General features: G+C 74.4%; 16 protein-coding genes. 9 read left to right on the forward strand and 7 right to left on the reverse strand.

Annotated elements, in window-relative coordinates; translation table 11 throughout:
* Window positions 1-26 precede the first annotated feature (26 nt).
* Both murJ and AB0E83_RS04570 read right to left on the reverse strand, forming a co-directional pair.
* Window positions 27-1,649 carry a murein biosynthesis integral membrane protein MurJ gene (gene murJ / locus AB0E83_RS04565; protein ID WP_362105763.1) on the reverse strand — a complete coding sequence of 541 codons (1,623 nt, stop codon included), beginning with the start codon at window positions 1,647-1,649 and terminating at the stop codon, window positions 27-29.
* Window positions 1,646-2,815: a peptidoglycan bridge formation glycyltransferase FemA/FemB family protein gene (locus tag AB0E83_RS04570; protein WP_362105993.1), complete on the reverse strand. Its 1,170-nt coding sequence runs from the start codon at window positions 2,813-2,815 to the stop codon at window positions 1,646-1,648. The genes murJ and AB0E83_RS04570 overlap by 4 nt, the downstream gene beginning before the upstream one ends.
* Before the next feature lie 241 nt (window positions 2,816-3,056).
* On the opposite strand from AB0E83_RS04570, the gene AB0E83_RS04575 reads away from it, so the two are divergent.
* On the forward strand, window positions 3,057-4,238 hold the full coding sequence (locus AB0E83_RS04575; RefSeq protein WP_362105766.1) for an Ig-like domain-containing protein: 1,182 nt from the start codon (window positions 3,057-3,059) through the stop codon (window positions 4,236-4,238).
* A gap of 6 nt (window positions 4,239-4,244) precedes the next feature.
* Here AB0E83_RS04575 and AB0E83_RS04580 read toward each other — a convergent pair whose 3' ends face one another.
* The gene (locus AB0E83_RS04580) at window positions 4,245-4,895 is read right to left on the reverse strand and encodes a pirin family protein (RefSeq protein ID WP_362105769.1); all 651 of its coding nucleotides are present in this window, start codon (window positions 4,893-4,895) and stop codon (window positions 4,245-4,247) included.
* 63 nt (window positions 4,896-4,958) lie between these two features.
* Between AB0E83_RS04580 and fasR the strand changes: the two genes are divergently transcribed.
* From fasR to fabF, 5 genes are all read left to right on the forward strand, one after another.
* Window positions 4,959-6,158 (forward strand): fatty acid biosynthesis transcriptional regulator FasR, encoded by a 1,200-nt coding sequence (fasR, locus tag AB0E83_RS04585; protein WP_362105772.1) that lies wholly within the window; start codon window positions 4,959-4,961, stop codon window positions 6,156-6,158.
* A gap of 89 nt (window positions 6,159-6,247) precedes the next feature.
* Window positions 6,248-7,165: an ACP S-malonyltransferase gene (locus tag AB0E83_RS04590; RefSeq protein ID WP_362105774.1), complete on the forward strand. Its 918-nt coding sequence runs from the start codon at window positions 6,248-6,250 to the stop codon at window positions 7,163-7,165.
* A gap of 18 nt (window positions 7,166-7,183) precedes the next feature.
* Window positions 7,184-8,215 (forward strand): ketoacyl-ACP synthase III, encoded by a 1,032-nt coding sequence (locus tag AB0E83_RS04595; protein ID WP_362105777.1) that lies wholly within the window; start codon window positions 7,184-7,186, stop codon window positions 8,213-8,215.
* Between the two features lie 60 nt (window positions 8,216-8,275).
* Window positions 8,276-8,524 (forward strand): acyl carrier protein, encoded by a 249-nt coding sequence (locus tag AB0E83_RS04600; protein WP_362105780.1) that lies wholly within the window; start codon window positions 8,276-8,278, stop codon window positions 8,522-8,524.
* A gap of 109 nt (window positions 8,525-8,633) precedes the next feature.
* A complete protein-coding gene (gene fabF / locus AB0E83_RS04605) occupies window positions 8,634-9,896 on the forward strand; it encodes a beta-ketoacyl-ACP synthase II (RefSeq protein WP_362105783.1) in 1,263 nt (420 codons plus the stop codon).
* 61 nt (window positions 9,897-9,957) lie between these two features.
* On the opposite strand, the gene AB0E83_RS04610 is transcribed toward fabF, so the two are convergent.
* Both AB0E83_RS04610 and AB0E83_RS04615 read right to left on the reverse strand, forming a co-directional pair.
* Entirely contained in the window at window positions 9,958-10,386 is a 429-nt protein-coding gene (locus tag AB0E83_RS04610) for a hypothetical protein (protein WP_362105786.1), read from the reverse strand.
* 70 nt (window positions 10,387-10,456) lie between these two features.
* The gene (locus AB0E83_RS04615; protein ID WP_362105789.1) at window positions 10,457-10,951 is read right to left on the reverse strand and encodes a DUF3145 domain-containing protein; all 495 of its coding nucleotides are present in this window, start codon (window positions 10,949-10,951) and stop codon (window positions 10,457-10,459) included.
* A gap of 287 nt (window positions 10,952-11,238) precedes the next feature.
* Here AB0E83_RS04615 and AB0E83_RS04620 point away from each other — a divergent pair, with 287 nt between their 5' ends.
* On the forward strand, window positions 11,239-12,135 hold the full coding sequence (locus tag AB0E83_RS04620) for an SGNH/GDSL hydrolase family protein (protein ID WP_362105996.1): 897 nt from the start codon (window positions 11,239-11,241) through the stop codon (window positions 12,133-12,135).
* 52 nt (window positions 12,136-12,187) lie between these two features.
* On the opposite strand, the gene AB0E83_RS04625 is transcribed toward AB0E83_RS04620, so the two are convergent.
* The gene (locus AB0E83_RS04625) at window positions 12,188-14,665 is read right to left on the reverse strand and encodes a glycoside hydrolase family 3 C-terminal domain-containing protein (RefSeq protein WP_362105792.1); all 2,478 of its coding nucleotides are present in this window, start codon (window positions 14,663-14,665) and stop codon (window positions 12,188-12,190) included.
* Window positions 14,666-14,766: 101 nt separating this feature from the next.
* Between AB0E83_RS04625 and AB0E83_RS04630 the strand changes: the two genes are divergently transcribed.
* Both AB0E83_RS04630 and AB0E83_RS04635 read left to right on the forward strand, forming a co-directional pair.
* Entirely contained in the window at window positions 14,767-15,339 is a 573-nt protein-coding gene (locus tag AB0E83_RS04630; RefSeq protein WP_362105795.1) for a TetR/AcrR family transcriptional regulator, read from the forward strand.
* A 346-nt stretch (window positions 15,340-15,685) separates the two neighbouring features.
* Entirely contained in the window at window positions 15,686-16,402 is a 717-nt protein-coding gene (locus AB0E83_RS04635) for a carbon-nitrogen hydrolase family protein (RefSeq protein WP_362105798.1), read from the forward strand.
* Window positions 16,403-16,540: 138 nt separating this feature from the next.
* Here AB0E83_RS04635 and AB0E83_RS04640 read toward each other — a convergent pair whose 3' ends face one another.
* Window positions 16,541-18,730 carry a M4 family metallopeptidase gene (locus AB0E83_RS04640; RefSeq protein ID WP_362105801.1) on the reverse strand — a complete coding sequence of 730 codons (2,190 nt, stop codon included), beginning with the start codon at window positions 18,728-18,730 and terminating at the stop codon, window positions 16,541-16,543.
* Between the last annotated feature and the right edge of the window lie 132 nt (window positions 18,731-18,862).

Genomic DNA, 18,862 nt, shown 5'->3' on the forward strand with positions numbered 1-18,862 from the left:
TCCCCGCGCGGGGGTTCCCCCGGAGGTCAGGTCCGGCGGGTGAGCCTGCCGGCCGCGGTCGCGAGCAGGGCGGAGACCTCGGTGAGGCGCAGCGGCCGGGCGAGGACGGCGAAGGTGCCGAGGACGGCGACCGCGCCGGCGAGTCCGGAGACGACGGCCCCGGCGGGGGCGGTTCCGTCGGCGGCGAAGAGGCCGTAGCCGGCGGCGGGGACGGCGGCGAGCAGCAGCCGGCCGAGGCCGTCGCCGCCGCCGTCGGCGGCCGGGAGGCGCCGCCGGAGGACGTACGCGGTGAGCGCCCAGCCCGCCCACAGGGCGAGCGAGTAGCCGGCGGCCATGCCGGTGACGGCCCAGCGGTCGGGGAGCCAGTGGTGCGAGGCGAGGGAGAGCAGCGCGTTGAGGCCGGCGATCACCAGGTTGAGCAGGAAGGGGGTGCGGGTGTCGCGGAGCGCGTAGAAGGCGCGGGTGCACACGTACTGCCCGGAGAGGGCGATCAGGCCGGGGGCGAGGGCCATCAGCGGCCAGGCCATGGCGCGGACGTCGGCGGCGTCGGTGGCGCCGTACCCGAAGACGGCGTCCATCAGCGGGACGGCGAGGGCGAGGAGGGCGCAGGCGGCGGGGACGACGGCGGCGGCGGTGGTGCGCTGGGCGTAGCCGACGTCCCGGCGGACGGCGGCGAGGTCGCCGTCGGCGGCGGCGCCGCTCATCCGGGGCATGAGGGCGGTGACCAGGGAGACGGTGACGATGCCGTGCGGGACGGCCCACAGCAGGTAGGCGTTGTTGTAGGCGGCGAGACCCGTGCCGCCGGCGGGGAATTCCCTGCCGGCGGAGGTGGCGACCCAGGTGGTGACCCAGTAGGCGGCCTGGTTGGTGGCGACGAGCAGGACGAGCCAGCCGGCGGCGCGCAGCGGGGCGGTGAGCCCGCTGCCGCGCCAGTCGAAGCGGGGCCGGAAGCGGAAGCGGGCGGCGCGCAGCGAGGGCAGCAGGGCGAGGGCCTGGGCGGCGATGCCGGCGGTGGTGCCCCAGCCGAGGAGGGCGGTCTCGCCGGGGGTGAGCTCGCCGCCGTCGCTCACCGCGAGGAAGAGGCCGAAGACGGCGACGACCACGACGTTGTTGAGGACCGGGGCCCACATCATGGCGCCGAACCGGCCGCGGGCGTTGAGGACCTGCCCGAGGAGGGTGAAGAGGCCGAGGAAGAGGATCTGCGGGAGGCACGCGCGCGTGAAGGCGATCGTCAGGTCCCGCTGGCCGCCGTCGTAGTCGGTGTACGCGTCGACGAGGGCGGGCGCGGCGAGGACGGCGGCGGCGGTGAGGGCCACGAGGGCGAGCGCGCAGAGGGTGAGGAGGCGGTCGGTGTAGGCGGCGCCGCCGTCCTCGTGCTCCTTGGCGGCCTTGACCAGTTCGGGCACGAAGACGGCGTTGAGGGCGCCGCCGAGGAGCAGGGTGTAGACGATGGTGGGGACGGAGTTGCCGACCGCGTAGCCGTCGGCGACGAGGCCCGCGCCGAGCGCGGCGGCGACGACGGCGGCGCGGACGAAGCCGGTGGCGCGGGAGACCAGCGAGCCGGCCGCCATGAGGGCGCCGCTGCGCAGCGCGGACGGCTGCTTCCGCCGGTCCCGCGCGGGCGGTGCGAGGGTGGTGCCGGTGCTCATCGGCGGTTCAGGTAGGCCTGGAAGGCGCGGTACAGCGCCTGGTTGGTCGTGCCGTGCATCGGTGTCTCCCACTCCCCCAGCGTCTCGACGACCTGTCCGCCCGTGCCGAGCTTCCAGCGCAGCAGCCCGTGGGCGCGGTCGTCCGGATCGAGGGTGGAGGGTACCCCGCGCAGGTCGTAGACGTCGGCGCCGAGGGCGTGGGCGTCGAGCAGCATCCGCCACTGGAGGGCGTTGGAGGGGCGGACCTCGCGGCGGTGGTCGGCGGAGGCGCCGGTCTGGTACCAGACCCGGCGGCCGACGGTGATCATGGTGTGGGCGGCGAGGACCTCGCCCTCGTGGCGGGCGAGGTAGAGCTTCATCCGGCCGGCGTGCTCGGCGTTGAGGACGGCGTACTGGCGCTCGTAGTACGCGAGCGAGCGGCCGAGCCGGAAGCCGTCGCGCTCCTCGGTGATCCTCAGCAGGCGGTGGAACTCGGGCAGGTCGGCGGCGGAGCCGACGGTGATCTCGACGCCGGACTTGCGGGCCTTGCGGACGTTGCGCCGCCACTCCTGGTTGAGGCCGGACCACAGGTCGTCGGGGGTGCGGCCGGTGAGCGGGACCTGGAAGACGTGCCGGGGCTGGGCGTCGGCGCCGTCCTCGGAGTCGCCGCCGCAGCGCTTCCAGCCGCGGGCGCGGAGCCGTTCGGCGACGGCGGTGCCGAGCGGGTCGACCTCGTCGGCGAGGACGTCGCCGAGCCGGCGGCCGGGGCCGGTGGCGGCCTTGACGGTGGGGGCGGTCCAGCGGCGGTGGGCGGGGCCGGGGCCGATGCGCACGGCGAAGGCGCCGGAGGCCCGCAGGTGGGCGAGGAGCGGGTCGAGCCAGCGGTCGAGGTCGGGGTCGGCCCAGTCGGCGACGGGTCCCTCGGGGAGGTAGGCGAAGTGCTTGCGGGTGCCGGGGAAGGCCCGGAGCAGGACGAGGGCGACGCCGGTGAGGTCGCCGGACTCCGGCCCCCAGCCTATGAGCTGGTGGGTCCAGCCCTCCTTCACCTGCGCCCAGGCGGGGAGTTGGAGGAAGCTGGGTCCGTCCGGCCCCGTGCCGCGGGACGCGAGGAAGGCGCGGTACGCCTCCGGGGTCACGGGGCCGAGCCGGAGCGGGCCGGCGGGCGCGGCGGCGGGGCGGCGCTTCACGGGTGCGGGCGTCACGAGCAGCGCTGACACAACGGGAGCCTCCTTGGTTCGGCCGCCCCCCGGTGGCGCGGCGCACAGCAGGCTCACAGCCGGATGAGACCGCTCCGCGCGGCGTGTGTGACGGGACGGTGACCGTTCCTCACCAGCCGCCGTCACATGGGCCCCGGGCCGGGCGGGGGACGGCGGGGGCGGCCTAGAGTCCGGGCATCCCACCCTTTTCCCTCTCTTCCGGAGGTGCTCCGTGCCGCCGATACGCACGTCCCGGCCCGCTCTCGCCGCCGTCGCCCTCGCCGTCTCCCTGACGGCCTGCACGGCCCAGGCCGCGAGCGGCCCCGGCTCCTCGGCCGCCCCCTCGCGGGGGGCCGCGCAGGACGGGCCGTCCGCGAAGGTGTCCGTCGTGGACCCGGCGGCCGGGCGGCCGGTGACGGTGACGGCGGCCGGCGGGACCCTCGCGTCGGTGACCGTCACGGACGCGGAGGGCGGCCGGCTGGCCGGCCGGGTCGCCGGGGGCGGGGCCCGCTGGACCTCGGACCGCAAGGCGGTGCCGGGCGCCGCGTACACGGTCGAGGCCGTCACCCGTACCGCCGGCGGGAAGGAGACCACGACCCGGTCCTCCTTCACCACGGCGGAGGCGGAGCGGGTCAACAGGCTGACGCTGGCGCCGGGGAAGAACACCACCGTCGGCGTCGGGCAGCCGCTGTCGATCGTCTTCGACCGACCGGTGCGGAAGAAGGCCGACGTGGAGCGGCAGTTGAAGGTCACCACGTCGAACGGGACCGAGGGGTCGTGGGGCTGGGTGACCGACCACTCCGGCCGGGACCGGGTGGACTGGCGGCCCCGGGAGTACTGGAAGCCGGGCACGAAGGTCACCCTGGAGGCCGACCTGAACGGGACGGACTCGGGCGACGGCTGGTTCGTGCGGGACTACCGGACCGGCTTCACCGTCGGCGCGGCGCAGGTCGTGAAGGTGGACCTGGACGCGAAGCGGCTGACGCTGGTGAAGGACGGGCGGACGGTCCGCACGATCCCCGTCTCCGGCGGCACTCCGGGCGGCGACAAGCGGTCGTGGCGGGGGACGGCCGTGCTGATGGCGAAGGAGGGGACCATCAACATGAACTCGGAGACGGTCGGCCTCGGCGACGCCTACGACAAGATGGTCGACTACTCGATGCGGCTGACCTGGTCGGGCATGTACGCGCACGCGGCCCCGTGGAACGCGGCGTACTTCGGGAAGGCGAACCGGAGCTCCGGCTGCATCGGCATGAGCGACGCGGACGCCGCCTCCTTCTACGCCCAGGTGCGGGTCGGCGACCCGTTCGAGATCCGGGGCGCCGACACGAAGGGCGTCGTCGCGGAGGGCAACGGGTACGGGGCGTGGAACCTGTCCTGGGCGCGGTGGAAGGAGAAGAGCGCGCTGGGCTGAAGGCCCTCAGGCACGCGCCTCCCAGACCAGTGCCTCCGCGTCGGCCGTCGCCCGGAGCGTCAGGTCCCGCGCGTCCGTGGCGCGTGCCGCGTCGCCCTCCGCCAGCTCCTCGCCCGCCAGGGCGACCGCGCCCCGGACGACGTGGACGTACAGGACGTCCGCGTCCGGGAGCGCCGCCTCCTCGCCCCGCGCCAGGCGGTGGACGTGGAGGGCGGCCCCCGCCGCCGGTAGGGCGTACGGGCCCCGGAGGCCGCGGACCAGGCCGTACGCCGGCTCCCCGCCGGGTTCGCGGGGGGCCAGCCACATCTGGACGAAGGTCAGCGGGTCCGGGCCGTCGTTGCGCTCGACGTGCCGGACGCCGGCCGCCGAGGAGAGGTGCTGGAGGTCGCCGGGGCGGACGACCGTCTCGCGGCCCGTCGTGTCGCGGTGGGTGAGCTCGCCCTCGACCACCCACGTCACGATCTCCGTGTGGGAGTGGGGGTGCTCGTCGAAGCCGGCGCCGGGGGCCAGGCGCTCCTCGTTGACGGCGAGGAGGGGGCCGAAGCGCAGGTTGTCGGGGTCGTAGTACGGCCCGAAGGACAGGGCGTGCCGGGTCTCGATCCCGGCCTCGGGGTCGCCGCCCGGGTACCGGTCGCCGGCGCGCTGGATGCGTATCACCCCACGTACGGTAGCGCGGCCCGCGCGGACGAAACCGCCCCGACGGCGCACCCCGGCGCCCGGATGAGGCAGTCTTGTCCCGTGTCTGAACCCGTGAACGCCGCCCACCCGCACGCAGCGACCCTGAAGCGACTCGAACAGTCTTCCGGGCGGCTGGCCGCGAACGCCATCGCCCGCATGGACGAGACGCTGCCGTGGTACCGGGCGATGCCGCCCGAGAACCGCTCGTGGATCGGACTGGTCGCGCAGGCGGGCATCGCGGCGTTCACCGAGTGGTTCCGGCACCCGGAGACGCCGCAGGCGATCTCGACGGACGTCTTCGGCACCGCGCCGCGCGAGCTGACCCGGGCGATCACGCTGCGGCAGACCGTGGAGATGGTCCGGACGACGATCGAGGTCATGGAGGCGGCGATCGAGGAGGTCGCGGCCCCCGGCGACGAGTCGGTGCTGCGCGAGGCGCTCCTCGTCTACGCGCGGGAGATCGCCTTCGCGACCGCGCAGGTCTACGCGCAGGCGGCGGAGGCGCGCGGCGCCTGGGACGCGCGCCTGGAGTCGCTGGTGGTGAACGCGGTGCTGTCCGGCGAGGCCGACGAGGGCGCCGTGTCGCGGGCCGCCGCGCTCGGCTGGAACTCGCCGGACCACGTGTGCGTCGTCCTCGGCACCGCCCCGGACGGGGACAGCGAGCTGACCGTGGAGGCGATCCGGCGGGCCGCCCGGCACGCCAAGCTCCAGGTGCTCACGGGGGTGCTCGGCGACCGGCTGGTGGTGATCGCGGGCGGCTCCGACAATCCGCTCGGGGTGGCGAAGGCGCTGATCGGGCCGTACGCGCCGGGGCCGGTGGTGGCCGGCCCCGTGGTGCCCGACCTGCTGGCGGCGACCCGGTCCGCGCAGGCCGCCGCGGCCGGCCTGAAGGCGTGCACGGCGTGGCAGGACGCGCCCCGGCCGGTGCTCGCGGACGACCTGCTGCCGGAGCGCGCCATCGCCTCGGACCCCTCGGCACGCGAGCAGCTGGTGGAGGAGATCTACAGACCGCTGGAAGAAGCGGGCTCGGCCCTGCTGGAAACTCTGAGTGTCTATCTGGAGCAGGCCAGCAGCCTCGAAGGCGCGGCGAGGATGCTCTTCGTCCACCCGAACACCGTGCGCTACCGGCTCCGACGTGTGACCGACGTCACCGGCTGGTCGCCTTCCGACGTCCGTTCCGCCTTCACCCTGCGGATCGCCCTGATCCTCGGACGCTTGGCCGACGCGGACGGCCAGTCCTAGACTTTTGTCGGACACCAACAATTAGCCTGACGGTTCTTCGTCCCAGTCCCCACGGGCGCCGGACACCGTCCCCAAGAGAGAGTGTGAGGGTGCTCGTACTCGTCGCTCCCGGCCAAGGCGCCCAGACGCCCGGCTTCCTGACTCCCTGGCTCGAACTCCCCGGCGCCGCCGACCGCCTCGCGGCCTGGTCCGACGCCATCGGGCTCGACCTCGTCCACTACGGCACGAAGGCGGACGCGGACGAGATCCGCGACACCGCCGTGGCCCAGCCGCTGCTCGTCGCGGCCGGCCTCCTCTCCGCCGCCGCCCTCGGCGAGGTGGCGCCCGGCGCCGTCGCCGGGCACAGCGTCGGCGAGTTCACCGCCGCCGCCTTCGCGGGCGTCCTCGACGACACCGCCGCCCTGAAGCTGGTCCGCACCCGCGGCCTGGCTATGGCCGACGCGGCCGCGATCGCCCCGACCGGCATGGCGGCGCTGCTCGGCGGCGACCCCGAGGTGACCGTCCCGCACCTGGAGAAGCTCGGCCTGACCCCGGCCAACGTGAACGGCGCGGGCCAGATCGTGGCCGCCGGCACCCTGGAGCAGCTGGCCGCCCTGGAGGCGGACCGCCCCGAGGGCGTCCGCCGGGTCGTCGCGCTCAAGGTCGCCGGCGCCTTCCACACCCACCACATGGCCCCCGCGGTCGCCACCCTGGAGGCGGCGGCCGAGGAGCTGTCCCCGGCCGACCCGACCGTGCCGTACGTCTCCAACAAGGACGGCCGGACCGTCGACACCGGCGCGGAGGTCCTCTCCCGTCTGGTCGGCCAGGTCGCCAACCCGGTCCGCTGGGACCTGTGCATGGAGACCTTCCAGGCCCTCGGCGCCACCGCGCTGATCGAGGTCTGCCCCGGCGGCACCCTCACCGGCATCGCCAAGCGGGCGCTCCCGGGCGTGGCCACCGTGGCCCTCAAGACCCCCGACGACCTGGACGCGGCCCGTACGCTCGTCGCCGAGCACACGGCCGTCTGACGAGGAGTGTCGAGAAGCATGTCGAAGATCAAGCCCAGCAAGGGCGCCCCGTACGCGCGGATCATGGGTGTCGGCGGCTACCGCCCCTCCCGGGTCGTGCCCAACGAGGTGATCCTCGAGAAGATCGACTCGTCCGACGAGTGGATCCGCTCGCGCTCGGGCATCGCCACCCGCCACTGGGCCTCCCCGGAGGAGACCGTCACCGCCATGTCGGTGGAGGCCTCCGGCAAGGCGATCGCCGAGGCCGGGATCTCCCCGGAGCAGATCGACGCCGTCGTCGTCTCCACCGTCTCGCACTTCAAGCAGACCCCGGCCGTCGCCACCGAGATCGCCGACAAGATCGGCGCCGGCAAGCCGGCCGCGTTCGACATCTCCGCCGGCTGCGCGGGCTTCGGCTACGGCCTGACCCTCGCCAAGGGCATGATCGTCGAGGGCTCCGCGGAGCACGTCCTCGTGATCGGCGTGGAGCGGCTGAGCGACCTGACGGACCTGGAGGACCGCGCGACGGCCTTCCTGTTCGGCGACGGCGCCGGCGCGGTCGTGGTCGGCCCCTCCGACGTCCCGCACATCGGCCCCACCGTCTGGGGTTCCGAGGGCGACAAGTCGGAGACGATCAAGCAGACCGTCCCGTGGAACGAGTTCCACGTGGGCGACGTCTCGAAGCTCCCCCTCAACGAGGCGGGGGAGATCAAGTTCCCCGCCATCACGCAGGAGGGCCAGGCGGTCTTCCGCTGGGCCGTCTTCGAGATGGCGAAGGTGGCCCAGCAGGCGCTCGACGCCGCCGGCATCACGGCGGACGACCTGGACGTCTTCATCCCGCACCAGGCCAACATGCGGATCATCGACTCGATGGTGAAGACCCTGAAGCTGCCGGAGCACGTCACGGTCGCCCGTGACGTGGAGACGACCGGCAACACCTCGGCCGCCTCGATCCCGCTCGCGATGGAGCGGCTCCTGGCGACCGGACAGGCGAAGAGCGGCGACACCGCGCTCGTCATCGGCTTCGGGGCGGGTCTCGTGTTCGCCGCGACGGTCGTTACTCTCCCCTAGGCGACCGGGACCTCCCGGAAGCCCCCCTTTACCGAAGTAATCGCACGAAGGAGCGCCACTATGGCTCACACCCAGGAAGAGATCGTCAAGGGTCTCGCCGAGATCGTGAACGAGATCGCGGGCATCCCGGTCGAGGACGTCCAGACGGACAAGTCCTTCACCGACGACCTGGACGTCGACTCCCTGTCCATGGTCGAGGTCGTCGTCGCCGCCGAGGAGCGCTTCGGCGTCAAGATCCCCGACGAGGACGTCAAGGGCCTCAAGACCGTGGGCGACGCCGTCGACTACATCCTCAAGCACCAGGCCTGATTCGGCCCTGGTGGACCAGGCCCCCCGGGGCCCGGTCCCCGCTGATTCGGACCGCCACCCGGCGGTGGCGCCGTCTTTCGACCATCACACACATGGAGAACGAATTCCTGTGAGCTCGACCAATCGCACCGTGGTCGTCACCGGTATCGGCGCAACCACACCGCTGGGTGGCGACTCCGCATCGACCTGGGAAGGTCTTCTTGCGGGACGCTCCGGCGTCAAGCCCCTGGAGGGCGAGCGCTTCGCCGAACTGCCCGTCCAGATCGCCGCGCTGGCCGCGGTCGACCCCGGCGAGGTCCTGCCCCGTCCGCTCGCCCGCAAGCTGGACCGCTCGGCGCAGTTCGCGCTGATCGCGGCCCGCGAGGCGTGGGCCGACGCGGGGTACGAGGCGCCCGCCGGCGAGGACCCGCGGATCGCCCCCGAGCGGCTCGGCTCCGTCATCGCCTCCGGCATCGGCGGCGTCACGACCCTGCTCGACCAGTACGACGTGCTCAAGGAGAAGGGCGTCCGCCGCGTCTCCCCGCACACCGTGCCCATGCTGATGCCGAACAGCCCCTCCGCCAACGTGGGTCTGGAGGTGAACGCCCGCGCCGGCGTCCACACCCCGGTCTCCGCCTGCGCGTCGGGCGCCGAGGCGATCGGCTACGCCATCGAGATGATCCGCAGCGGCCGTGCCGACGTGGTCGTCGCCGGCGGCACCGAGGCCGCGATCCACCCGCTGCCGATCGCCGCCTTCGCCAACATGATGGCGATGTCCAAGAACAACGACGAGCCGACGAAGGCCTCGCGCCCCTACGACACCGCGCGCGACGGCTTCGTCCTCGGCGAGGGCGCCGGCGTCGTGATCCTGGAGTCCGAGGAGCACGCGAAGGCCCGCGGTGCGAAGATCTACTGCGAGGCGCTGGGCCAGGGCCTGTCGGCCGACAGCCACCACATCGCGCAGCCCGAGCCGACCGGCCGGGGCATCGCCTCCGCGCTCCAGCACCTCCTGGACACCACCGACCTGAAGCCGTCCGAGGTCGTGCACCTCAACGCGCACGCCACGTCGACGCCGCAGGGCGACGTCGCCGAGATCAAGGCGCTGCGGAAGGTCTTCGGCGACGACCTCGACCACGTGGCGGTCTCCGCGACCAAGTCGATGACCGGTCACCTCCTCGGCGGCGCCGGCGGCATCGAGACCGTCGCGACGGTCCTGGCGCTCCACCACCGCCTGGCCCCGCCGACCATCAACGTCGACGACCTCGACCCCGAGGTCGAGGCCGACATCGTCCGCGGCGAGCCCCGCGCCCTCCCCCAGGGCACGATCGCCGCGGTGAACAACAGCTTCGGCTTCGGCGGCCACAACGTGGTCCTGGCGTTCCGCACGGTCTGACCCCCGGCCCACGCGCACGCGAGGAGGCCCGTCCCCGGATCGGGGGCGGGCCTTCGGGGTGTCAGCGGGGTTCGGTGGGGGGTGGCGGGGGCTGGGGGGCCACCGCCGCGGTCGGGGGGCGCAGGGCCTCGTAGCCGGCGATGCCGAGGGGGCCTCCGACGACGAGGCCGAGCAGGACGAGGCAGAAGGCGAGGACGTCGGTCCAGCTGTCGGCCGGGGCGGCGGGGCTCTCGTCGCGCCCGGCGGGCTTCTCCCGGCCGGGGCCGTCGGGCGCCGGCGGCTCCGGCTGGTCCGGCAGCAGGCCGCCGAAGACGGCGAAGAGGATCGCCGCGAGGATCAGCAGGCCGAAGGCCCAGGCCGCCAGGGCGCTGGTCGGGTCGCCGGTCGCCAGCCGGTAGGTGAAGCCGGCCAGCAGGACCAGGGCGGTGCCCAGGGTCACCGCCGCCAGCAGGGCGGTGACCGCACCGCCGATTCTGCGCAGACCCGTCACGACCGTCCCCCGCCCCGGCGCGCGCCCTGCGCGCCTCGGGGCGGAAGCTACCGGGCCCGGGTGAACGCGCTCAGACCACCTGGTGAAGCCAGCGGACCGGAGCGCCCTCGCCGGCGTACCGGAAGGGTTCCAGTTCGTCGTCCCACGGCTTGCCGAGGAGCTTGGCGATCTCGGCCTCCAGGACCGTCTCGCCCTGGGCGGAGCGGGCGAGCGCGGCGCGGAGCCGGTCCTCGGGGACGAGGATGTCGCCGTGCATGCCGGTGACGGCGTGGAAGATGCCCAGGTCGGGGGTGGCGCTGTAGCGCTCGCCCTCCGCGGTGGGGCAGGGCTCGGCCGTGACCTCGAAGCGGAGCATCTGCCAGCCGCGCAGGGCGGAGGCGAGTTGGGAGGCGGTGCCGGTCTCGCCCTGCCAGGAGAACTCGGCTCTCCAGGTGCCGGGCGCCGCGGGCTGGCGGATCCAGTCGAGCTGGACCCTCGCACCGAGAACACCCGCCACCGCCCATTCGACGTGCGGGCAGAGCGCGCGCGGTGCGGAGTGTACGTACAGGACTCCACGTGTCGTCACCGGGACCTCCAGTGTGGGACGAGGTGCGCCTTCCCAGCGGCCTCGGCAAACAGCATCAGGCGAAGAACTCCGCAAACCTTCTGAAAAGGGACAGCATGTGACGTGATGTAATTTACCGGAGCCGGTCGGCGCGGGCGCGCCGCTGGTTCGACGGGGGAAAAGCTACCGTGCCGCGCCGTCATCGGGGTGACGTACGGTCGGTCCGGGGGCGGGTGAACACGAAGCTTTCACTCGCCAGGAGGCCAGCAGCGCGAAGGAGGGGGCCGGTGCCGTACGGCCGACGCCGCATTCGTACCGCCGTCGCGGCCGCCGCGCTCGCGGCGGCCGTCCTCGCGGGCTGCGCCGGTGCCCCCGCGCCCGGCCCCGCCGCGACCCCGGGAGCGGCGGCCGGGACGACGGGCGGCCCGGCGGCGAGCCCGACGCCCAGCCCGACGCCGGCCTCCCGCTGGGACGCCTCCCCCGCCTCCGTCGCCGCCGTCGGCGACTCCATCACCCGGGCCTTCGACGCCTGCTCGCTGCTGGCGGACTGCCCGGAGGCGTCCTGGGCGACCGGCACGGACCCGGCGGTGAACAGCCTGGCGCTGCGCCTCCTCGGCCCCGGGCGGGTCGCCGCGCGGAGCTGGAACCTCGCCCGGAGCGGGGCGCGGGTGGCGGCGCTGCCGGAGCAGATGGCGCGGGCGGCGGCCGAGCGGCCCGAGCTGGTGACGGTGATGATCGGCGCCAACGACGCCTGCCGGCCGACCCCGGCGGGGATGACGCCGGTGGCGGAGTTCCGCCGGTCGTTCGAGGCGGCGCTGGCCCGGCTGCGGAAGGACGCCCCCGACGCGCAGGTGTACGTGGCGAGCGTGCCGGACCTGATGCGGCTGTGGGACACCGGCCGGGCGAGCCCGCTGGTGCGCAAGGTCTGGGAGCTGGGCGTCTGCGGCTCGATGCTGGCGGACCCGGAGGACCTGGGGGCGGCGGCCGGGGCGCGGCGCGCCGCCGTGCGCGACCGGGTGGTGGCGTACAACCGGGTGCTCGCCGAGGTCTGCGCCGGGGACGAGCTGTGCCGGTACGACGGCGGCGCGGTCTTCGGCTTCCGCTTCGACGGGACGCTGCTGAGCACCTGGGACTGGTTCCACCCGAGCCGCGACGGGCAGGCGCGGCTGGCGGAGCTGGCGTACCGGAGGATCACGGAGGAGTAGCCCCGGGGCGGGCGTCAGGTCCGCCCCGGGGCCGGTCGCGGGGGGGCCGGGGTCAGAGCTCCACGGTGGCGGCGAGGCGGCTGTCGGCCAGGGAGTGGGCGGCGTGGACCTCGTACCGGCCGGGGACCGGGGTCCAGGCGTGCTTCTCCTCGTCCCAGATCTCGAAGGCGCGGCGCGGGAGCGGGATCGTGGTCTCGACGGTCTCGCCGGGGGCGGCCTCGACGCCGGCGAAGGCGGCGAGCCAGCGGGCGGGGCGCTCCACCGTGTCCGCGACGGGCGCGAGGTAGAGCTGGACGGTCTCGCGGCCGGGGCGGTCGCCGGTGTTGGTGAGGCGGACGGTGACCGCCTCCGGGGTGGCCTCCAGGCGCTCGTACGACCAGGTGGTGTAGCCGAGGCCGTGGCCGAAGGGGTACGCGGGGACGGCGCCGGCCCGGTCCCAGGCGCGGTAGCCGATGAAGAGGCCCTCGGTGTAGGCGAGTTCGCCGTCGGTGGGGGTGACCTCGGTGACGGGGGCGTCGGCGAGGGCGGCGGGCCAGGTGGTGGGGAGGCGGCCGCCGGGCTCCTCGGCGCCGGTGAGGACGTCGGCGAGGGCGGCGCCGCCCTCCTGGCCGGGGAACCAGGTGAGCAGGATCGCGGCGACGTCGTCGCGCCAGGGCAGTTCGACCGGGGAGCCGGCGTTGACGACGACGACCGTGTTCGGGTTGGCGGCGGCGACGGCGCGGACCAGGTCGTCCTGGCGGCCGGGGAGGGCGAGGTCGCGCCGGTCGAAGCCCTCGGACTCGACGCGTTCGGTGGTGGCGACGACCACGACGGCGGTGTCGGCGGTGCGGGCGGCCTCGACGGCTTCGGCGATCAGTTCGTCGGGGTCGCGGCGGGGCGCGAGGTGGACGAAGGAGAACATGACCGCGGGGAGCGGGGCGGCGAACTCCTCGGCGAGGGTGTGCTTCAGGGAGACCTCGACGGTCTCGCCGGCGGTGAGCTCGACGGTGCCGCGTTCGACCGGGGAGCCGAAGAAGGCTTCGAAGGGGTCGGTCTCGGGGCCCATCTCCTGGACGCCGTCGAAGAGTTCGCGGCCGGCGACGGTGAGGGTGAAGGCGCCGAGGCCGCGGGTGCCGAAGGCGTGGGCGCCGCTCTCGCGCGGGGTGAAGACGCCGGTGACCTCGACGGAGGCGAGGGCGTCGCGGGTGACGCCGGCCGGGAGGTCGTCGCCGATCCACTGGACCTGGCCGTTGGGGAGGGTGCCCTCGCCGAGGACCTCGCCGTCGGCGTCGCGGCAGATCGCGCGGAGGGTGAAGCCCTGGCCGGCGGGGGCGAGTTCGTCGCTGGGGTCGGCGCCGACGGCGTAGGTGAGGCGTGCCCCGCCGGGAAGTTCCGCGAGGGCGGCGGTGAGGCCGTCGAGCGGGGAGACGACGTGCTCGGGGAAGACCTGGGCGGAGCCGCCGCCGAGGACGCGGGCGTCGCGGGCGGCGGCGCCGGAGAGGGCGACGGTGCCGGGCCTCAGGGGCAGCGCGCCGTTCTCGTTGCGGAGGAGGACGAAGCCGCGGCGGGCGATCTCGCGGGCGAGGGCGTCGCCGTCGATCGGGGCGGGGGGCTCGGCGACGGCGGCGGGGGCGCCTTCGAGGGCGCCGACGCGGGCGGCGAGCCGCAGCACGTTCCGTACGGCCGCGTCGACGGCGGACTCCTCGACCTCGCCGGCCCGGACGGCGGCGGCGAGCGCCTCGCCGTAGACGGTGTGCGGGCCGGGCATGGCGACGTCGAGGCCGCCGGCGACGGCGCCGGTGGTGGAGCGGGCGGCCATCCAGTCGGAGACGTTGAAGCCGTCGAAGCCCCACTCGCCGCGCAGGACCTCCTCGACGAGGTACCGGTGCTCGGTCATCGTCACGCCGTTGACCCGGTTGTAGGCGGTCATGACGCCCCAGGGGCGGGCGCCCGCGACGATCGCCTCGAAGGGGGCGAGGTAGAGCTCGCGCAGCGGGCGCGGGGCGACCTTGTTGTCGACGGTGAAGCGGTCGGTCTCGGCGTCGTTGGCGACGAAGTGCTTGACGGTGGTGCCGACGCCGCCGTCCTGCACGCCCCGCACGTAGCCGGTGCCGACGGCGCCGGTGAGGTACGGGTCCTCGCTGTACGCCTCGAAGTGGCGGCCGCCGAGCGGGGTGCGGTGCAGGTTGACGGTGGGGGCGAGGAGGACGTGGACGCCCTTGCGGCGGGCCTCCTGGGCGAGGAGCCGGCCGGCCCGGCGGGCGAGGGCGGGGTCCCAGGCGGCGGCGAGCGCGGTCGGGGACGGCAGGGCGACGGAGGGGTCGTCGGCGGTCCAGCGGACGCCGCGGACGCCGACGGGGCCGTCGGACATGACGATCGGCGCCAGCCCGATCTCCGGGACGGCGGGCAGCGACCACATGTCCCGGCCGCCGAGCAGCCAAGCCTTGGTGTCCAGGTCGAGCTGGGCGAGGGCGGCCTCGACGGCCGCCTCCCGCACGGCGTCCTCGTTCACGTCCGTACCTCCGCGTCGAAGTGCTGGTGCGGCCATCATGAACCCACCTACCGGTAGATCGGTAGGCGATGTAATCTTTTCGTTATGCAGGGCATGGCGTACGGTCCTCCCGACAGGGACCTGCGGAAAGGGGGCCGGCGATGGCACGGGCCAGGAGCGAGGAGCGCCGCGCGGAGATCCTGCGCGCCGCCCTGGAGGTGATCGCCGAGCGCGGCTACCGGGGCGCCACCCTCGGTTCCGTCGCCGAGCGCGTGGGCCTGACCCAGCAGGGCCTGCTGCACTACTTCCCCACCAAGGAGGCGCTGCTCGTCGCCGTCCTGGAGGAGCGCGACCGCTGGGACACCAGCGGCGGCCGGGACCGCGAGGGCTGGCGGCTCGACCTGCTGGAGTCGCTGGTGGAGTACAACGCGATGCGGCCCGGGATCGTGCAGACCTTCTCGGCGCTGCTCGGCGAGTCCGTCACCGAGGGGCATCCGGCCCGGGAGTTCTTCACCGAGCGGTACGCGCAGGTGCGGGCCACCATGGCGGACGTGCTGCGGCTGGAGTTCGGCGAGCGGCTGCCGGGCGGGCTGACCCCGGAGCGGGCGGCACCGCTGCTGACGGCCGTGATGGACGGCCTCCAGTACCAGTGGCTCCTGGACCCGGCCGCGGTCGACATGCCCGGCGCCTTCCGCGACTTCCTGCGCCTGCTCGCGGGCGCCGCCGAGCGGTAGGGGCGGCGTACGGGAACGGGTGCGGGGCCGGCGGGATTTGAACCCGCGGGATTACGCCGGCCAGGTCCGGCCCGCGCTCGCTCTCCCCGGGCCTCGGGGACCTCCTCGGCCCAGCTCCGCAATCGCCCGTGCTCTGCCACAGCCCCGCACCCTTCGGCCCCGCGCGCGGAGCCGATGCCCGAAGCCTAAGCCCCCCCGCCCACGGGGCGCCCGGGGTTTTCCGGCGGCCGGCGCACCCCCGCCGCCGGGTCCTCGGCGGACGGCGACGGGTCCTCGGTCAGGAGGCGGTGGGCGGCCTTCCCGGAGCGGCCGCGGGAGACGGCGGAGGAGCTGCGAGCATGGGGGCATGATTCTCGCCGCCGCCCAGTTCGCCCCTCTCGCGGGGGACATCGAGGCCAACGTCCGTACGATCGCCGGTCTGGTCCGGGAGGCCGGGGCCGCCGGCGCCCGGGTGGTCGTCTTCGCGGAGCTGTCGCTCACCGGGTACGACACCGCGCTGATCCGGGAGGACCCCGCCCTGGTGCTGACCGAGGACGACCCGCGCCTCGATCCGGTGCGCGAGGCGTGCCGGGCCGCCGGGGCGGCCGCGGTCGTCAACGGGCCGGTGCGGGGCGGGGGTCCGCTCCCGGGGCTGACCACGCTGGTGATCGGCCCGGACGGCGCGCTGCTCGCCCGCTACGACAAGCGGCACCTCTTCCACGGGCCCGAGCGGTCCACGTTCACGGCGGGCACGGCCGACGGCCGGTTCGAGCTCGACGGCGTCCGGTTCGCGCTCGCCACCTGCTACGACAACCGGTTCCCGGAGCTCGCCGAGCGGGCCGCCGCCGACGGCTGCGCGGTCTATCTGGCCAGTTCGATGCTGGAGGCCGCGAACGACTCCTTCGCGACCGTCTACCCGGCGCGGGCCCGGGAGTTCGGCCTGTACGTGGTGCTCGGCAACGCGCTGGGGCCGAGCGAGGTCGGCGAGGGCGGCGGCATGGCCGGGATCTGGGGCCCGGACGGCGGGCGGCTCGCCGACGCGGGCCCGGAGAAGCCGGGGTTCGTACTGGCCGAGGCGGGCTGAGACGGGCGGAGGGCCAGGCCGCCGTGGGACTCCGGCGGCCCGGCCCGGGAGGCGGTACGACGGAACCCCCGGTCCGCCGTACGGTCCTCCGTCCCCGGGGCGGGGGTCAGGGCCCCGCCCCGGGGCGCTCGTGGCCCGTTACGGGGCGCTCAGTCCCAGCGTGTAGGCGCCGGAGCCGCTGTAGGCGTGCACGACGTAGCGGTAGTAGCCGGCGGTGCCGTGGTAGCTGGTGTCCTCGTCGGCGCCGGCGGTGCCGCCGACGGCCACGTCCGCCCAGCCCGAGCCGTTCCACTTCTGGAGGTAGAGGTCGAAGTCGGTGCCGGCCGGGCCGCGCAGGCAGCCGACGTGGGTGCCGGACGTCGCCGCGTAGTAGTACGAGCCGTCCGGCTGGGCGGCGGCCTGACCGGAGGCCAGCGTGCCCCGGTAGGTGTACTCGGTGTTGTCGCAGCCGGTGGGCGGCGTGGTGGTGCCGACCGTCAGCTGGTAGGTGACGGTGTGGGTGGCGGAGCCCGTGCCGGTGACGGTGATCGGGTAGGTGCCGTTCGGGGTCCCGGCGCCGACCTTGACGGTCATCGTCGAGGAGTTCCCGGAGGTCACCGAGGAGGGGCTGAAGGAGACCGTGACCCCGCTGGGGGCGCCGCTCGCGGAGAGCTGGACGGTCTGCGCGGAGCCGCCGGTGGTGGAGGTGTTCACGGTCGCGGTGACCTGGGTGTCCGGCTGGGCCGAGCCCGAGGACGGGTTCAGGGAGAGCGAGAAGTCCGGGGTCGAGGTGCCGCCGCAGTCGGTCTCGCCGGACTGGGCGGGGACGCCGACCGCGTTCCAGGCCGCCTTCACCGCGTTGCACTCGGCGGCGCCGTAGGTGTTCTTGGCGGTGGTGAGGGTGGCGCGGCGGGCCGCGGGGTGGTTCCAGGAGGAGGTCTTGAGCAGCAGGGCGCCCATGAAGATCTTGCCGGCCTTCTGGATGCCGATGCCGGTGACGGAGGACGGACCGCCGGAACATATGGGGCTGTTCGGCTTGCCTCCGCCGGGGTTGGAGCCCTCGGCGAGCAGGTAGAACCAGTGGTTCTGCGGGCCGGCCGCCGCGTGCACCTCGGTGCCGGAGGTCAGCTGGGGATAGCAGTTGGGGTCGTTGTTGATGAGCGACGGGTTGTACATGTTGCGGATCGGCTGGTTGTTGCCGGTGAAGTTGAGCTCCTCGCCGACCGTGTAGTCCGGGGTGTCGTTCGGGTTGTTCGCGTAGTGCTCGGTGAGCGCGCCGAAGATGTCGCCGGTGGACTCGTTCATGCCGCCGTTCTCGTTGGACGAGCCGGCCGAGCCCGGGGTGCGGTCGAAGATCTCGTGGCCGTACTCGTGGGCCACGACGTCGATGCCGGTGAGCTGGTTGGTGCCGTTCTGGTTGCGCCCGTAGGTGGTCTTCGTCCCGTCGTAGTAGGCGTTGACCTGGGTGAGGCCGGCGCGGGCCGGGACCATGCCGCCCTGGCCGTTGATGCCGTTGTAGCCGAACCACTCCTTGAGCATGTCGGACTCGCGCTGGGCGGCGTACATGATGTCGACGCAGGCGGTGACGAGGTCGTTGGCGCCGCCGTTGCCCCACGGGGAGGAGCCGGTGTACGCGCTGCCGTTCTGGCCGCCGCACTTGAAGCCGCCGCGGCTGGTGTCGGTCATCGAGGAGGCGGCGGTGTCGATCGTGACGTTGCCGTTGTGGTAGCCGCGGCCCTCGGCGTGCCGGACCTTGTCGGTGGCCTGGGCGACCTTGCCGGTGCGGGCGTCGACGTAGGTGTCGAGCGAGCTGGGGAGGTGCTTCGCGGTGGTGCCGACGACCAGGGTGTGCCAGGCGAGGACGGGCTTGCCGGCCTTGAGGAGCACGGTCAGTTCGGGGGTGCTCGCGCTCTCCACGGCGGCCAGTTGCCCGCGGGCGGTGGCGAGGGCGGCCTCCGCGGTCACCTTGGCGCTCGTCGAGAGCTTCAGGGCGGGGGCGGGGGCGCCGGTGACGTCGCGGACCTTGCCGGTCGAGTCGGCCAGGACGACGGCGTCGCCGCCGCCGTGGACCGGGAGGCCCTGGTACGTCCGCTGGTAGGCGGCGTAGTAGAGGCCGTTCGACCACGGGGTGACGGAGGTGCGGACGAGCTCCTCGCCGGCGCCGTGCCGCAGTTCGTCGAGGCCGCTGGCGGCGGCGGTGTCCGCGGCGGCCAGTGCCAGGGACTTGCCGTGGCCCGGCGGGACCGGTCGCGCCTGGGGAGCGGCGGTCGCGGTGCCGGCGAGGGCGGTGGCGAGGCTCGCCGAGAGGGCCAGGGCGGCCACGGCCGCCGTGAGTCTGGTGGGGCGCAACGTCGTGCTCCGTTCGGGTGGGGGAGACGGATCGTGGCGCCGAGTATGGGCGTGGACACGGCCGGTCCGGGACATCTCATCCGGCATAAGACCCGGGTTATGGTGCGCCCGCGCGGGGCTGCGTACGCTGCT

Origin of the sequence: Streptomyces sp. NPDC035033 (genome assembly GCF_040636735.1) — a bacterium.
Taxonomy (GTDB): Bacteria; Actinomycetota; Actinomycetes; order Streptomycetales; family Streptomycetaceae; genus Streptomyces.

Coding starts and splice junctions, on each gene's coding strand:
- AB0E83_RS04630 (WP_362105795.1), top strand. CDS start 14,767: ATGGCACGGGCCAGGAGCGAGGAGCGCCGCGCGGAGATCCTGCGCGCC.
- fasR (WP_362105772.1), top strand. CDS start 4,959: ATGAGGCAGTCTTGTCCCGTGTCTGAACCCGTGAACGCCGCCCACCCG.
- AB0E83_RS04595 (WP_362105777.1), top strand. CDS start 7,184: ATGTCGAAGATCAAGCCCAGCAAGGGCGCCCCGTACGCGCGGATCATG.
- AB0E83_RS04600 (WP_362105780.1), top strand. CDS start 8,276: ATGGCTCACACCCAGGAAGAGATCGTCAAGGGTCTCGCCGAGATCGTG.
- AB0E83_RS04625 (WP_362105792.1), bottom strand. CDS start 14,665: ATGATGGCCGCACCAGCACTTCGACGCGGAGGTACGGACGTGAACGAG.
- AB0E83_RS04635 (WP_362105798.1), top strand. CDS start 15,686: ATGATTCTCGCCGCCGCCCAGTTCGCCCCTCTCGCGGGGGACATCGAG.
- murJ (WP_362105763.1), bottom strand. CDS start 1,649: ATGAGCACCGGCACCACCCTCGCACCGCCCGCGCGGGACCGGCGGAAG.